This window comes from Altericista sp. CCNU0014 (assembly GCF_044923475.1).
In the GTDB taxonomy this organism is placed as follows: Bacteria; Cyanobacteriota; Cyanobacteriia; order Thermosynechococcales; family Thermosynechococcaceae; genus JAAURS01.
Map to the genome: position 1 here is coordinate 1460620 of NZ_CP137338.1, position 15621 is coordinate 1476240.

17 protein-coding genes are annotated in these 15621 nt (G+C 48.3%); 4 read left to right on the plus strand and 13 right to left on the minus strand.

All coding sequences use genetic code 11. From position 1 onward, the window contains the following. Positions 1-41 precede the first annotated feature (41 nt). Entirely contained in the window at positions 42-695 is a 654-nt protein-coding gene (locus R6H26_RS07300) for a class I SAM-dependent methyltransferase (protein WP_404789599.1), read from the plus strand. Here R6H26_RS07300 and R6H26_RS07305 read toward each other — a convergent pair. The 3 genes from R6H26_RS07305 to R6H26_RS07315 all read right to left on the minus strand — a co-directional run bounded on the left by R6H26_RS07305 (position 692) and on the right by R6H26_RS07315 (position 2337). Further along, positions 692-1309, minus strand: a complete 618-nt coding sequence (locus R6H26_RS07305; RefSeq protein ID WP_404789601.1) for a hypothetical protein — start codon at positions 1307-1309, stop codon at positions 692-694. The two genes, R6H26_RS07300 and R6H26_RS07305, sit on opposite strands and share 4 nt — an antisense overlap. A gap of 49 nt (positions 1310-1358) precedes the next feature. Further along, entirely contained in the window at positions 1359-1865 is a 507-nt protein-coding gene (locus R6H26_RS07310) for a single-stranded DNA-binding protein (RefSeq protein ID WP_404789603.1), read from the minus strand. 196 nt (positions 1866-2061) lie between these two features. Next, a complete protein-coding gene (locus R6H26_RS07315; protein ID WP_404789605.1) occupies positions 2062-2337 on the minus strand; it encodes a hypothetical protein in 276 nt (91 codons plus the stop codon). A 356-nt stretch (positions 2338-2693) separates the two neighbouring features. Between R6H26_RS07315 and R6H26_RS07320 the strand changes: the two genes are divergently transcribed. Next, positions 2694-3005: a hypothetical protein gene (locus tag R6H26_RS07320; RefSeq protein ID WP_404789607.1), complete on the plus strand. Its 312-nt coding sequence runs from the start codon at positions 2694-2696 to the stop codon at positions 3003-3005. A gap of 411 nt (positions 3006-3416) precedes the next feature. Beyond that, positions 3417-3857: a hypothetical protein gene (locus R6H26_RS07325; protein ID WP_404789608.1), complete on the plus strand. Its 441-nt coding sequence runs from the start codon at positions 3417-3419 to the stop codon at positions 3855-3857. On the opposite strand, the gene R6H26_RS07330 is transcribed toward R6H26_RS07325, so the two are convergent. Continuing rightward, complete coding sequence (locus R6H26_RS07330) at positions 3851-4114, minus strand: hypothetical protein (protein ID WP_404789609.1); 264 nt, start codon at positions 4112-4114, stop codon at positions 3851-3853. The two genes, R6H26_RS07325 and R6H26_RS07330, sit on opposite strands and share 7 nt — an antisense overlap. Positions 4115-4168: 54 nt before the next feature. On the opposite strand from R6H26_RS07330, the gene R6H26_RS07335 reads away from it, so the two are divergent. Further along, positions 4169-5029, plus strand: a complete 861-nt coding sequence (locus R6H26_RS07335; RefSeq protein WP_404789610.1) for an FHA domain-containing protein — start codon at positions 4169-4171, stop codon at positions 5027-5029. Between the two features lie 144 nt (positions 5030-5173). Here R6H26_RS07335 and R6H26_RS07340 read toward each other — a convergent pair whose 3' ends face one another. From R6H26_RS07340 to R6H26_RS07380, 9 genes are all read right to left on the minus strand, one after another. Further along, a complete protein-coding gene (locus R6H26_RS07340; RefSeq protein WP_404789611.1) occupies positions 5174-6559 on the minus strand; it encodes a hypothetical protein in 1386 nt (461 codons plus the stop codon). Between the two features lie 47 nt (positions 6560-6606). Further along, positions 6607-7737 carry a glycosyltransferase family 4 protein gene (locus R6H26_RS07345; protein WP_404789612.1) on the minus strand — a complete coding sequence of 377 codons (1131 nt, stop codon included), beginning with the start codon at positions 7735-7737 and terminating at the stop codon, positions 6607-6609. Between the two features lie 56 nt (positions 7738-7793). Continuing rightward, a complete protein-coding gene (locus R6H26_RS07350; RefSeq protein ID WP_404789613.1) occupies positions 7794-9020 on the minus strand; it encodes a glycosyltransferase family 4 protein in 1227 nt (408 codons plus the stop codon). A gap of 28 nt (positions 9021-9048) precedes the next feature. Further along, positions 9049-10329: a glycosyltransferase family 4 protein gene (locus tag R6H26_RS07355; RefSeq protein ID WP_404789614.1), complete on the minus strand. Its 1281-nt coding sequence runs from the start codon at positions 10327-10329 to the stop codon at positions 9049-9051. Between the two features lie 114 nt (positions 10330-10443). Continuing rightward, complete coding sequence (locus R6H26_RS07360; RefSeq protein ID WP_404789615.1) at positions 10444-11334, minus strand: sulfotransferase domain-containing protein; 891 nt, start codon at positions 11332-11334, stop codon at positions 10444-10446. A gap of 6 nt (positions 11335-11340) precedes the next feature. Beyond that, positions 11341-12546: a glycosyltransferase family 4 protein gene (locus R6H26_RS07365; protein ID WP_404789616.1), complete on the minus strand. Its 1206-nt coding sequence runs from the start codon at positions 12544-12546 to the stop codon at positions 11341-11343. A gap of 80 nt (positions 12547-12626) precedes the next feature. Beyond that, positions 12627-13685 carry a glycosyltransferase family 2 protein gene (locus R6H26_RS07370; protein WP_404789617.1) on the minus strand — a complete coding sequence of 353 codons (1059 nt, stop codon included), beginning with the start codon at positions 13683-13685 and terminating at the stop codon, positions 12627-12629. Further along, positions 13682-14773 carry a glycosyltransferase family 2 protein gene (locus R6H26_RS07375; RefSeq protein ID WP_404789618.1) on the minus strand — a complete coding sequence of 364 codons (1092 nt, stop codon included), beginning with the start codon at positions 14771-14773 and terminating at the stop codon, positions 13682-13684. The genes R6H26_RS07370 and R6H26_RS07375 overlap by 4 nt, the downstream gene beginning before the upstream one ends. A gap of 43 nt (positions 14774-14816) precedes the next feature. After that, positions 14817-15587, minus strand: a complete 771-nt coding sequence (locus tag R6H26_RS07380; RefSeq protein WP_404789619.1) for a sulfotransferase family protein — start codon at positions 15585-15587, stop codon at positions 14817-14819. Between the last annotated feature and the right edge of the window lie 34 nt (positions 15588-15621).

The following is a 15621-nucleotide window of genomic DNA, read 5'->3' on the forward strand; positions in this document are numbered from 1 at the left end:
GAACGGGAACCTAGAAAAACTCGACCTGCGTTGTGGATTCAATGTTACTAAAACCCCAAGAGCGCTTAAAGCTGGACGATACCGACGATGCGTTATTTTATAGCGTGCCGCGCTTTGTGACTCACCTCGACGATCGCTTTTTGGAGACGCTTACTCAGCTCTACCGCGATCGCCTCCAGCCCCATACCCGCATTCTAGACCTCATGGGCAGTTGGGTGTCTCACCTGCCCGAAGAAATGGCCTTCGATACAGTCGAAGGTCACGGTCTGAACTCAGAGGAACTGGCCCGCAATCCCCGATACGATCGGTTCTTTGTCCAGAACCTAAACCAAAATCCAAAACTGCCCTTGCCCGATCGGTCCTTCGATGCCGTGCTCAATACGGCCTCAGTGCAGTACCTTCAATACCCCGAGGCTGTTTTTAGCGAAATCTGCCGCATCCTCAAACCCAATGGCATTGCAATCGTCAGTTTCTCTAACCGGATGTTTTTTCACAAAGCAATTCAGGTTTGGCGCGATGGTTCTGAGGACAATCGCCTGGCCTTAGTACAGGCCTATATTAACTCTGTGCCAGGGTTTGAAGTAGAAGATTCGGTTATCGTTCGGCCCAAGCCATCGGCTTTAGCCTGGCTCTCCGGCGGCCAAGATCCTTTTTATGCCGTTATCGGTCGTCGAACGGTGCAGCCTCAAACTTAAAATTTGATTTCAACGCCAACCTTCATTGCGTCTACATTAAACCGACCCACATCCATATTCATTCCCACCTGCGGCGTTAGTATCGCGCCGGATTTTAGTTCCCTAGGACCCAAAATGCGCTGATAGTCGGCGTAGAGGCGCTCGAAAAAGTTGGCGCTCCGATTGCCCTTAGGATTGGCTTTATTCTTTTTCAAGGTCGGCGCAACAGCATCCCAAGCTTTAGTAATGCCCACCTGAATGACCGCATCTTTAGCAGCGCCCTCAGACCCCGTACTGTTGCCGAAGGCGTCAATCTTGGGGAACGAATCTGCTGCGGGAGTCGGACGCTCGATGGAGGGGGATTGAAGGCGTCTGGTAGCGGGGAAAATCTCTTGCCACTTCAAGCACTTCGCTTTTGCGCTCTGCTGACAGCATCGATCTTGAAGCGTTTTGGGCTGTGCCTGAAGATATTGCGACGACTTAATGCCCACGCAAACCGATCGCAAGGTGGTTTGAGATTGCGCGTTTGCTTGAATGGTCAGACCCCCCGTACTAACGGACATTAGGCCGACGCTGATGGGAACCCGAACTTTCTTGAAGCTAACCTGCAGCCACCGTCTTCCTCGAAGTGCCATAGGCATCTCTGCTGTTACAGCATTGTTTTACTTTGCGCGATGAGGCTGGCTAAAACGGAATATCGTCGTAGTTGGGTTCGTAATCGTGGGATGGTGCTGCGGGTATCGGTTGAGGGCTAGGGGGAACTGCCGGCGTAGCAGAAGGTGCTGCACTTCTAGGCGATGGGGTTGCCGTAGCGGCGGCGACAGGTTGGGGACGAGAGGTCTGCGTTGCAGCGGCAGGCGTGCTAGCGATGCGCGGTGCATTGAGATCGACTTGAACCCGGTGAACGCGAGCCACCGTTAATTCTGCATGTTTTTCTTTAAATCCTTCGGGACGATCTGTTAACACCATATTGAGACGGCCTTCCAAGATAACTTGGTCGCCTTGGTGAAACTGCTCTTGAATTTGTTGCGCCAAGTTGCCCCACCCTACAACTTTGAGCATTTCCATTGGGTCTTCAGACCGCAACGCTGGAAACTGAACCGTCATTTCGGCGATCGCTGTTTGCCCGTCTTGCATGTATCGCAGCTCTGGCGCTTTGACGATCTCGGCCATCAATACGCAATTGTTCATAAGTAGGACCCTATACTCGCACTTTTCTACTTTAGCCTGTCTCTCCGCGAGCTAAACAACTAGAGCGCAAACATTTCCTTAAAAATTTAATCCGAGGTGTTATTGATGTCTAGAAAAGCTGTAACTTTTATAGGTTTTAGCAAGCTTTATTTGCGCGTTGTCGTTCTAACAAAAACTGAGCGATAAGGTTCGCCCTTTATAAATTGATGTTCCTATGGTAAAAGCTAAAAGATGCCTTAATGAGCCCTAGATGTAAGGGCTCCCCTATTTCTCGTTCTAGGTCGACGATTTTATCGGCAAAGTACTCAATCGTTTGTCGCTTCACCCAGCCGCGCTCGACAACAATATCTCCAAACCGCATTCCGGTGGCTTGTTGGTCGCATAGTGCAACATCAACCTGAGCTTCGGTCAGCAACCCTGCATCGATAAGATATCCGCCAAGACGCTTTAGGGTTGGATTGTAGGTCAGCATAGGATAAAAACTTGAGGGCGCAACAACAGTACAAAGCAAGGCCGCTAAAGACTGTCGACCAACTCGATCTTACTAAATGCATACAGCTATCTAGTATATCCATAGATAGGTTTCCGTCTATCGTCTGGTTGGTGCGGGCGCTTGGTAAGGATCGACACCTTTGTTGCTTGCACCTGCAGGCAAAACTCAACGCTTAGATGAGTCAATACAGGCAATCTCCTTAGAATCGACTCCTGCATGGCGGGTTAGAATCCGCCATGCAGGAGCGTTCAGCATGCGCGCGCTAAAACGGCAAAAGCGCTAGGAGCATGCTTAGAAACTAAGGGACTGTTACGCCCGAGCTTCCGCTTGGCGTCATGGGGTCGCTCCCGCTAGACGAGGGAGATCCCGCAGGGCCAGTGCTCGGAGCCGCAGGCATCGTATCAGTGGTGCTCGGGCTTCCGGTTGTGGGAGGCGTCGTTGTGGTCGTGTCGGTTGAGGAAGACCCAGGTGTGGTTAAGGTTGACGATGGAGTTGTGCCATCTGGGGCTTTTAGCGCGGCACACTTAGGATCGTCTGGGGTGGTCTTACAGAGTTTCTTGAGCTGCTTTTTCGTCAAAGGCTTTTCAGGGGTCGTGCTGCCAGTAGATGGGTCGCTAGGAGTCGTAGAAGACTGCGCTAACCCTTGAGACGCAAAAGCAGAGAGCAGGAGCCCGGCTGCCATGAAACTGAAGATCGTTTTTGAAGTTGACTTCATGAGAAACATACCAAATTCTGCATTAGAACCCCTATCTGCCAATTGCACAGTGCATGTCGCGTATGAAAGGCGGAGCAGATAGAGAGGCATTCAAGCAACGCCAGAAAAGATTCTGTGCGCTCGAATACTTTTGGGTCTGACCCCCTCAACCCGGTAAGGTTCCTATAAATGTCAGGGTATCTGCATATATGAATATTTAATTGTTTGCGAATGTTATCGATGGGTCTTCTAAACCCTTCCCTGACTGAAGAGGAGGAGGCGCGCGTTTTGGTTTCACGTCAAAGGCCAAACACGTACGGTCAAAAGTTCGTTATCCTCGGAGAGATTAAAACTGAGGGTGCCTATGACTTTTTCATACAAGACCAGTCTTAACCTAATACTCTCTACTGCGGTTGTTGCTTTAGGGGCTATATCGATATCGAGTGCAGCTCAAGCCCATCACTCGCCAGCGCATCGGGCTATTGCTCAAGCTGCCAGCCCCAACCCTGCCGTGCCTGCCGACAAGCCTAAAATTGTCTTAACCGACAAGCAGAAAGCTCAAATCGACGTCATCCGGAAAAATGAGAACAGCCAAATTATTGCTGTTTTGACGCCGGAACAGAAAGCTTTAATTCAACAAGCTGCTCAGTCGAACAAGGCTTCGGGCTCCATTGAGGCAGATCTAAAGCTGACAGAAGAGCAAAAAGCAAAAATTGTATCGATTCAGAAACAAAGTCGGAAACAAATTGAAGCGGTACTGACGCCAGAACAGCTCGAAATGCTGAAAACCCAACCGACTCAGTAAAATCCTGAGGTAGCAGTCTCCGCAACGATGCCTTCTGCGGACGATGGCGCTCCATCATTGTGGTCGCGAGGGTGCAGTTTGGCCCGATCGGTCGGGCGCGATCGGGCCTTGAGCCGAGTAAGAGTTGAAAATAGAATGTAATTGGGGCATTTTAATAAGGTAAGGAAGGTTTGCACTATGAAGGGTTCGATGGCGGTAATGAAGCTTCGCTTCGTGCCAAGAGTTCGCACAGGCCATTTCCCCCGATTCGACATCATGGCTTTACCCTTATTGCAATAGCGCAATAATAGTTTACAAATAGAATCATTGAAGTGAATTCCACCCATTCTGCTCGGCTCATCATCCATTCCAAGGGAGGCGTAGAAACGATAGCGCTTTCAGGTCGAACCCTGTGGACTTTTGGACGCAGTAAAGAAAATACTGTGCAGATCCAAGATTTGATGGCCTCTAGAATCCACGCGCAGCTTGAAGTTCATCAAAACGTTCATTATTATTTTGTCGATCTCAACAGTCGAAACGGCACGCTGATTAACGACGAACCGATTACCAGCTCTCAATTACTGAATAATGGCGATCGCATTAGTATCGGCGATACGGTTTTGGTCTTCGAGCAACAGTTAGAAAATGATGGAGAGAAGCCTTCGAGCGATCCCGCCCAACAGGTTTTAATGCTTTATGCATCGGCTGCTCAAGTTGCCTTTTGGCAAGAAATCTTAGCATTTCGAGGAATTGCGGTTTTAAAGGAAGAAACCGCTCAAGCCCTTAAGGGACAGATTGACTTAAACCAAGCTTCAGATACGCAACCTAAAGTCCTGTTGATAGATGTTCGAGCCTATCAAGGGGACTGCTATCAATTTTGTCGTTGGCTTCGGCAAAAGTACCCTCAATATCAAGTTTTTTTAATGGATAGCAAGAGGCGCGAGGTTTCTCTCCTCGAGCGCCAAGTCGCAATTAAAAACGGTGCGATGAATCAGTTTCCAGCAACGACCCGACGGGATCTCGTACTCAATAGCACTGAAGTTTTAAAGCAAGTGAATGAGATTCTAGGAGCGTTAAACAGCAAAGCGATTGAAAAAGAAGAGTTACTATTTTTGTTGAGAACGAATGAAAATTTGAAAGAATGGCATTCTGCTGAAAACTTGGAAATGCAGACTATACTAAAAAAAAATTAATTTAAAAAACTTAGCCGTCGTTCGAAGGGCTAATTTGAAAATTGATTGGCAATTCAGACCTCCAGGACAGGGCAAAAGATTCATGCCTTTGTAGAATGAAATTCAAACAAATCTTTAGGTAAGTTGCAAGGTAGACTGTACTAACTACAAAGGAGCAGCGTTAAAGAACGCTCGTCTTTCCTGCTCTTCTTGCCAACGCAAAGCAATCAAACAGGCAACGGAAAGAATGTGCCCTGGCTCCTCCATCTGGGTTAATATAAAGCCAAAAACGGCAGTAGACAATATCAAAAATTTACTGAAGTCATCTACACAAATTACGCGCCATACTATAGAGCTGAGGTATAGATAGGCACCTAAACCGACAAAACCTAAATCGCCCCAAATTCCAGCCCAAGTAAATAGTGGAAAATATACTGTAGATTCTTGAGTGAGATAGGTACTTCTTACAACATCAAAAACCTGTGAAGATACGGGATGTACAGTTGCACCTAACGGCATCAATAGCTGCGCGTAATCTCTAAATACCCACCCTCCCAATCTCGTGACAGTATGGCCTGGACCTAAGCCAAAGAAAAAATTAAAAGGAGTTTCATAATGAGATAAAACAATTCGAAAAGCGGCAAATTTTGTTTGTACGACTAAACCATCCCAGCCCCAAATTGAACGTCTCGTCCAGTTTTGGTAAGGAGATAAGAACTCTGATTCTACATTTTGAAGCACCCAACTAAAAACAAGTGTAAAGATGATTCCAAGCGTGATATAACAAAGTAATTTTATTGGATACTTGACCTTAGTTATTAAAAGTAACCCATAACCTAAAATCAATGCTAGGAAAACTTGCTTTGAATCTGAAACTTGAATCTGGTATAAAGATCCTAGTAAAGGAAGAATTCGGATCCAAATGGGTAGATGTTTTGTGCTGTTGAAAAAGTATAAGGCAATATAAAAACTCACCGTGCAAGACACATAATTAGCTGCACTTCCCCCTCCTCCTCCAAAAACTCCTGTTATATTGTCCTGAATAGTTCCTCCTTTGGGCTTTGGATAAATTCCAATCGGTAGGAGAACTGACTGAATGGCTGCCAATAAAAAATTAAAGAAGGCAAATCCAAATAACCAATTTTTAAAATTCTCTAGCTTTTTCCCTGCCAGCGGAATTAAAATAATAGCCGCTAAAAGCATGAATGCCTCAGCTTGAAACATGAATTGCAAGAAAACATTAACCATTCCTGCATTGTTTAGCAAAGCACTTATAATAGTGCATGCTAAAAGAATGCTCATTCCTCCTAATACTTGCCAAACAGCTTTAATTCGCTTGCGATCGCACGTTTTAGTGGTCTGGGCTACAACGATGAAACAAAAGGGGATAATGCAAAAATGAGCAAAATTAATCGCTGATGGTGCGCCAAACGAAGAAAAAAATCGAGGAAAGAATGCCGTTGCAAAGCTTATCAGAATTAACGTTGAATTCTTGATTTGAGTCGTTTTTTTTGATTGCTTTTGAGTAATGCTTCCTAAACTATTTCCCATGATCTAAAATCTTCATATTAAGATTTCTCGAAATAGCGAGAGGTTTGTCAGAAACAACTGGTCAATGTATCGTAGAGTTTTAATAAACTTTGAGAAACTTCGTCTTTGGAAAACTGAGGGTTTACTATTTTTTCTGTTTTTTTGCAAGATAGTTCGGTTAGTATCGCCTTAGATAGATTTTCTGGCGCATGCTCGCCGAGCTGGAAATAGCTGCATTGAAACGCTCCGACTTCGCGGAAAATGGGAATATCCGAACAAACGACCTGGCAAGAGAGCGTTAACGCTTCAACTAAAGGCAAACAAAATCCCTCCGTTGATGAGGGAATCACAAATAGCGCAGCATTTTCATAGAGCCAACGTAACTCCTCATCCTCAAGACTGGATAAAAATAAAACAGATCGTTCTAACTTTAAGGTTTGGACCAGGTCAGTCAGATAGTTTGTCTCTGGGCCTGGGCTACCTACTAAAAGTAGGCGAGTATCTGATTTTAAGGCATCTTGATGCAGAAGAGAATGATAGGTCTTAACGAGCAAGTCCAGATTTTTGTTTTTGCGATGTTGAGCCACTGCGAGCAAAAATGGATCGGAAAAGTCGCTGTTTAACTGGTGAGGGCGTTTTGACTCAACATCTTCAAAGTCCACGATGTTGTAGACGACAGCGGTTTGCTTATTTCTCTCGACCTGAGGGAAATACTGGTTCAATGCCTCTAAAGTACATTGAGATACGCAAGAAAGGGCGTCGCTGTTGCGAACGCATTGCTGCAAAAAAAGTTGATTGAACCAAACTTGAGGGTAGCCAAAATTCTCCGGGCACTCGTAGGGGTACAAATCGTGAATCGTAGACACGATGGGAGCCTTAAACCACTGTCTTACAAAGGGAAAAGGAAAAGCCATGTGAATGAGATGGGGTGCCTGTTGTCGGGCAAGTCTAGGAAGTTCAAACACGAACCATTGATTGCGGGAAAGGGAAGTATTTTTGATATCTACAAAGATAAGTTTGATTTTTGAAGATGTGAGGTTGAATGATTGCTCGAAATAAGATTTTTGCCAACTTCCCAGGACGAGCGTTACGCGGCTAACCCGTTCGGAATGAGCGAGACAGCGCGCGAGGTTGGCTGCATGCCTGCAGACGCCAGTGGGTTTGGAAGGTCGGTGGAGAGCGGGAATCAGGACATGCATTTAATTCGAAAGGTTATAGGTATAGGTTATAGGCCAATATGGCAGCGCTCTGCTTCCTAAATTCCTACCGTCTCTTGATAGAGGCGATCTAAGCGCTCGCCCACCACTTTCCAGCTAAAGTTTTCATCGATGAGTTGGCGGCCCGCCTTACCCATTTGCACGCGCAGATCGGGATTGCAGGCGAGTTTCTCTAGGGCGATCGCCATATCCCGTATCGTCTGTTCTGGATTTTGTGCTGAAATTTTGATTCCAGTTTCGCAGGTGACTTGTATGGCTGGCCCTCCTAAATCCAAGCAAACGACGGGACGGCCCGATGCCATCGCTTCGATGCATACCCATCCTCCAGAGTCGTGCAAACTAGGGTGTACTAAAACGTGACTCTCTCCCAATCGTTCTAGCGTTTCCTCCCGGGGCAAACGCCCCCAAAATTTGACCTGTTTCGCAACCCCATGTTCCCGAGCGAGGCGCTGCAGACTATCTAATTCAGGACCTTCCCCCACCAGCCAGTATTCGGCGTCGGGCAGATTGGCTTTGGCAAATGCTTGAATTCCCAAATGAAACCCTTTCCAATGGAGCAAGCGCCCCATGCTGATAAAGCGAACGGGCTGAGAAGCGGGTAAGGGGAACTGATGGAGGGTCGCAATTTCCTCGTCCAGGAGGCCCACCTCCGGTACGATTTGAACCTGGGTTGCGCCCATGCGATAGAGGCGCTTAGCAGTGTCGTCCGTCGTGGCCCGAACGACAGCACTATTGCGGATAGTCATTCCCACCAAAGGATCGCGCTGCCCGATATTGCGCACCAAGTCCCGAGCGATCTCGTAGAATCTGGCTCGCAGGCTAAAGTCTTTCCAAAATTGGGGTGGAGCGGATTCTCCACCGCCAACAGGTCCCCAGACGAAGGGGATCGGTAGAAACGACAGCAAACTAGGCGCAGAATATTTGACGAACGTGACGTGGTGAGCTAAGTCGAAACCAATTTCTTTATGTAATTTCCGAGCGACAAAGTAAGCCTGGATCTGCCAAAGATAGTAGTGAATTTGCATTGCCCCAGACTGGCCAAAATGCAAACTGTCCTGCCAAAAGGGCAGCGTAAAGTAGACAAAGTGCAAGTTGGGGATGGGGTTGGTGGCGAGTTCGGCTTCGATGGCGTCGCGACTTTCATCGGGACGGGTCAGCACCCACACTTCGTTGCGCTTGGCAACTTCGCAAGCGACGTTCCAGCCGACCCCTCGCTCCGACCCTCTGCCGGGTTCGCAAGAATAGGCCGATATGAGTATTTTCATGGTCGGGGTGCCTCTGGCTAAAAAGACGTTAAGGCGTGTTAGCTGGAATCCGATTGGCGGACTCTGCCGCCGGACGTGCGGAATCGGGGAGAGAGGGAATTGAAATTCCTTTCTCGGCTTGAATGCGCTTTATCACCTCTAAAAAGGCATTGACTTCGCAGTACAGATCTTGCTCGCTAAAGACCTCCCTCGAGCGATCGCTATAGCGCTGGCGCGCCTCAGTATCGGCCATTTCGAGGATGGCTCCGACCAATGCATCGACCTTGCCGCAGGGATAGACCAGACCGTTATATCGATGGCGGACGGTATCGCTATAGCCCCAGTTGCCGCAGCGATCGCTCAAAATGGGCGGAGTCCCGGAGACCATCGCCTCGGACACGACCAAGGGGTGGGGGTCGATCCACGACGTACAGACAAATACGTCTAATGCTGCAAAGTAAAGCGGAATTTTGGACTGGTTGACAAAGCCGTAGTTGATGACTTCGCCATCAAGCTGTTCGATCCGCTGGTTGATGGCGGCATCTAAGTCTCCGCCGCCGAACAAAACTCCCCGCACCCGAGGATCTTTCCGGTGGGCTTTGGCGATCGCATCGATAAATTCGAAGGGATTCTTGCGTTCGATGTATTTGCCCATAAAGCCGTAAAGGACAGTATTTTCATCCCATGCAAGCTCCTGGCGGATGCGCTGGACTTCCTCTGGCTGGGCGGCAATGGTTTGCTGGAACCGATCGCCATCGACGGGGTGACAGCCGCGAACGATTTTGCGATCGGGCACCCCATAGTGGCGCAGGTGAACCTCATTGTGATCCCCGCAGGACAGCCAGTAATCTGCCACGTTGTTCATCCAGGGGTACAAGATCGCCATTGCAATCAAGCGCAGGCGACCGTAGCGACCGTCAGACATCATGCTGGCATCGTTTTGCATGATCAGGGAAATGCCGCGAAGTTTGCAAAGGGCCGCCGTCAAGCGATAGGAGTAGTTGACAAAGCTCTGCATGAAAATGGCATCGAAGTTTTGAGGGGTCAGCCGATCGAACAACCCCGGACTAATGACATTCTTTTTGCGCTGGGCGGGGACTTTTCCCGATAAATCTTTCAAATACTCGTAGGAATAGCCGCTTAAAAGATCCACGTCCCACGGTTTAGCCTGATCGCCTAAAAAACTATCTCCCGCAGACTGATTTTCATTGGATAAATAAAGGACTTTGAGCGAAACCCCAGGTTGCTCGCTGAGCTTGCGCCAAAGGGGACCGTGGTGCTGAGTGGGATGGGTAAAAACCACTCCCAGGCGGAATACGTCATTATGCATAGAATTTTTCACCCGCGGCAGGCCTAATTTTTAATAACTCGAACGCACGACAGATAAGATTTGAATGAATGCCAAAATATATCGAAAAGTATCTTAAAAACGATGTTATAACCACTACCAAGTCATATTTTCTTCGTAACCCAGGTCTACGAGCAACTGTCCGGCTACTTCTTTAAAGGCTTGTTTGTGTCCATCTTTGAAATAGGCTTGCCATCCGCCAATGCTGCCCTTGCCGCCTTTTTTAAAGGTATGCGATTCCTCCGGATCGAGCGCACGAGACGCAAATTGCGATTTAATTCGCTCTAAAGGCAGGTTGATTTCCAAATAATCCAATATTTGCTCTACAAGGTATAGCCTTTTTTCCTCTGAGCCGCCACCGCGCTCTCCGACAAGGTCTTCAAATTTTACGGCCAATGCACTCGGTTCCGCGATCCACCCCTGCCAGCGAGAAAAATCCGTTCCAATATCGGGTTGCGATAGATTTGAGCCGAAGGGAGAACCCAGAGGCACGCCCTTAATCGAACTCATGAGCTGTTCGTCGAAGCTCGGGTACTGACGGTAAATGTCGTGCAGAAAAATTCGCTCCTCTTTCGTGACCCAGCGGGCATGAGAAACAGCTACGTCTCGCAGGTCGCGGTAGATGAAAAAGATTTTGCAGTTGAATTCTTTGAGAACGTCTAGAATTTCATCGCAGTACATCAAGTGACTTCTGACGATGGAGCCATCTGGAGCAGAGCCGACTTTCCAGCGGATGTGGGAAGCTGTATTCATGACACCGCATAGGGCTTGAACTGAAACGATATCGTCCCATTTTTGCAGGTTGTCAATCGAGTACAAAATTTGATAGAGCAAGTGGGTCCCGCTTTTGGGAAAGGAGTTGCAAATGACCAAGGATTTGGTGGTTTTGCCGCGGAGCTGGTTGAACAGTCTGTCTCGCCAGTATTGGGTGGCCATTACGGCATCGCGACCGTGGAGTCGTACGATATCTCGAAGCTGATAGCTCATGGACTATTACCTGAAGGAATCGATAGGGGTGGACTCGGAGGGCATAGGATGGGGAGATAGCCCCGATGGCAAGGATGGGGACGAGGTATTGGCTTTGAATGAGATTTGTTCGTAGATGCAGGCAACCTGCTCGGCTGTGTTTTCCCAAGCGAACTGCTTGACGCGCTCCAGCCCCTTTTGAGCCAAGGTTTGGCGGTCTTCCGGGTGGCTGTAAAGCTGTTTTACAGCTTGGGCGATCGCCGCTCGATTGTTTGGATCGACCAAAATGGCAGCATCCCCTGCAACCTCAGGCATCGCCGATACATTGCCAGTAATGACGGGCGTGCCGCAGGCCATTGCTTCCAAAATGGTCAGCCCGAAACCTTCATAGAAGGACGGAGCCATCAGACAATCAGCAGCATTATAAAGCCGGATTAGGTCCTGTTCGTCAGGCTGCCCCAAGTGAGCGACGCAAGTGGTTAACGCGTGAGTTTGGATAAACTGACGCTGCGCTTCGGTAAAGTCTGCACCGACTTTCCAAAAATGGATGGGAATGCCCTGCTGCTTCAGGTCGGCTATGGCCGCCAAAATCCCTGAAATATTTTTGCGGGCATTATTGGATCCCACATTTAACAAGCAAAAGGTATGAGGGGGAAGGGAGTGGCGATCGCGTGCCATCTGCCTCTCTTCTGGAGACAAGCGGCAAAACGCTCTATCTACGGCATTGGGCACGATGGTAACGTGCTGGGCCGGAATGTTGAGGTGCTCGATGACATCCTGTTTCGTGTGGGACGACACCGTAATGAGGCGATCCGCTTGCCGCATTCCTGCAATGCCCCACCGCCAAGCTGTCATGCTAATTAAGGGAAAGCGGGCGCGTCCTTTAAAGGTTTCCGGCTGAATCAGGTTGATGAGGTCGTGGCAAGTGACGACATTGGGGCGGCCCAATCGGCGCAGCCAGCGGCTGAGGTCGCCATCGCTGTGGTCGATAATATGAAAAACGTCCGCCTCGATCTGCTTCAAGCGATGGGGATAGCGCCAATAACGCTCGTAGTATTTCTGAATGCCCGCCATGCCTTTGGCAGCGCCCGCTCCACTGACAGAATATTGGGGATAGTACTCCAAAATCGTCCAGTCCGGGCGAACCGTTTTTAACCCATCGACCAGCCTATCGGCATAGACATCCATGCTGAAGGAGGCTTTAGGAAATCGACGTAAAATGGCAACGCGCATGGAATTATTCCAGATAAGTAGCTTTTTGACTTGACGGTCCGGTTTGGCTGGTTTTTAAGCGACATATTCAAGTGACACATTCAACTGACAAGGGCGCGCAGTCGATTCAACGCGGTATCGATCGGTTTGGGTCGCAGGTGAGGCGCGTATAGGTAAGAAATCCCTTGTTTTGCCAAGGGCACGGGCATGAGGCCGACCCATAAAAACAGCAGGCTGTAAATAACGCGTTTTGGAAAGTTATGGCTGGAATATTTCCAAAGCGCTGTAAGTCCCCATCCCATCAATTGGAGGACGCGATCCGAATCCACGGGATGATCTTGGGGTTCTAAGCGCAGAGAGGCCAGTCGCGACCAGATCCGCCCCAGCGATCGCCGTTCTAAATCCTTTGGGACTGTCAGGTTGAGTTCCTTTGCGCGTTGTTGCAGGAGGGCGAAATTTTGGACGTCGTGGGTCACAAACCGCCGGAAACGGCTGCCGGAAACGGCAGTTAAAGCCCACTGGTTGCTGGCGTGAACCCGATACGCCCCTATGGGCTCGTCGATTCCCGCCAGTTCTCCAGCGTAGAAAGGCGTAGAAATCATCAAGTAATCGTCAGCAGTGGTCTTATATGCATCGGGAATGGGAAATATCGGAATCAGGGTTTCTCGGCGATAGGCGTTCCCGCTCATGGGCGAACTCACGTAGCTGCTGGTCTGCAATAATTTGCGCCATACCTCGCCAGCGGCCAAACTCATGCCCACCGAAGGAATAAAATAGCCCAATGGTTCGCTACTGCCGTCCACAACCTCGAGCCGAAAGTGGACTTTTCCGACCCCTGGTTGAAATGCAGCTACAATCTGCTCTACTGCCGCTGGCAATAAATAATCATCTGCATCGAGAAATAAGATAATGTCACCTTTGCACGCTGCAAATCCGGCGTTCAGTGCGGCGGCCTGCTTGCCGTTAGGTTGAAAAATAGCCCGGATGCGATCTCCATAGGACGTTAGGACAGTTCGAGAGCGGTCAGTCGAGCCGTCGTCCACAACAATAACTTCGCAATGCTGGTAACTCTGATTCAGGGCGCTGTCAACAGATTGAGGCAAAAACTGCTCGTAATTATAGTTGTTGATAATAATGCTGACCGAAGGGCGAGCATTCACGTGGGTTCTCCTTGCTGTTGAACTTTTTCAGCACGGTTTAGCAGCGGACGCAATCGGTTCAAAATCCACTCCACTGACTTAGGTCGACTTTCTTGCGCGAACAGCCAACCAATTGCAGGTTTAGCTATGGGTAAGGGTAATAAACCGACTGTTAAGAACCACAAGGTCACGATCGCCCGCTTTTTCCGGTTTAGATCGGAATATAGCCAAACGGAACGGATGCCATGATAGATCAAACTAAAGACGCTGTCAGACGGAATCGAATGGTTCTGCGGATCGAGACGCAAAGAGGCGAGGCGAGCCCACAAGTGGGTATTGGTTCGAAAGAGCAGATCGGAGGGCACGTCGTACCCAAATTCAGTCGCCTTTTTTATGATGAGGTTTTGCTTTCTTAAATCGTGCTCGATAAAGGAGCGAAATCGTTTGCCGTCCATGGAGGTGCCCCAATTGTTGCTGCCATGGACGCGATAGCGACCCAGCGCTTCTTCAATGGCTAATACTTTTCCATAAAATGCAATGGAGGTCGCAATAAACCCATCGGCAGAAATTCGGTACTCGTCAGCAGGAATCGGGAAGATATGGGTTAAGGCCTCCCGGCTTAAAGCATTGCCGCTCGTCGGTGCAACGCCGTAAACGCCGCGTTCGAGCAATACAGAGACCACATCCCCCCGTCCTAAGTATTGCCCCCGCGATGGATAGGTATATCCTAGAGGTCGACCCTCTCCATCGATAGCATCGAGCAGGAAGTGAACTTTAGCGACACCTGGCTCCCATCTCGACACAATTTTCTCGACGGCATGGGGCAATAACACATCATCTGCGTCTAAAAACAGAATGATTTCGCCATTGCTAGCTTCAAACCCTGCATTGAACGCAGAAGCCTGTCCCCCATTTTCTTGGAAAATAGATCGGATGCGATCGCTAAATGAATGGATTACACCCTTAGAATCATCAGTGGAGCCATCATCGACAACAATAACCTCAATATTTGAGTAACTTTGATTGCAAGCACTCTCAACAGCTTCTTGGAGAAACCGATCGTAATTGTAGTTATTGACAATAATAGTTACGAGTGGCAGATCTCTCATAACTCACCTTTTACTATGATGAATGCGATATTTACTCAAATTTTTAACCATCTACATACCCTAGTTCTTTCAGAAGCTCTCCGTCTGAAAAATACATGATACTTTTGAGAAGCGGATCTAGTTTTTGCCCCGTACCCACTCGCGATCGATAGACAAATCCTTCTGCCTTTTCCTTCTTTCGAACTTCCTCCGTGTAACGCTCGTAACCACCTTCGGGGTTATAACTCGAAGATTTATCGAACATTAAAACTTTTTGCTCCCAAGGCTCTTGAAGATATTCAAAAATGCTCTTCGAGCTACTTTCGGGTCGATCGACTAAATCTTCATAACGCACTTCGAAGTACTGATCTGAAGGCATGGTCTTGCCGTAATTCCGAGCAGCTTGGATGTAGTCTCTCCATTTATAAATGAGGCTTACAGCGGACTTGTATCCCCATCTCGTGCGGGCCGACATTACAACATCTCGACCATCCCGGATAATGTGGATGATCTGGCAATCGGGAAACAACGCGTGGATGAAATCAATATGAGGCGTATAGCTAGGAGTTTTGTCGGCCCACCTTTTCTTTCCATATTTCAAAGCATAATCTTCCTTGAATCTATTAAACATATCGGCAATAACGCCATGCCAATATTTTGATTCGGAGTTATATTCCTGGAGCTTTTTCCAATACTTTCCTTCGACCAGACTCCTAAAATCAACTAAGAAGTCTGTTTCGTTGCCGCAACTAATATTTGAATGGGATTCAAGCATGGTAAATAGTAAAGTTGTGCCAGAACCCGGACATCCAACAACAAAAATAGGTCGATTCATGTTTCTAAATATTTAGTGATAAAGGTCGATTCAA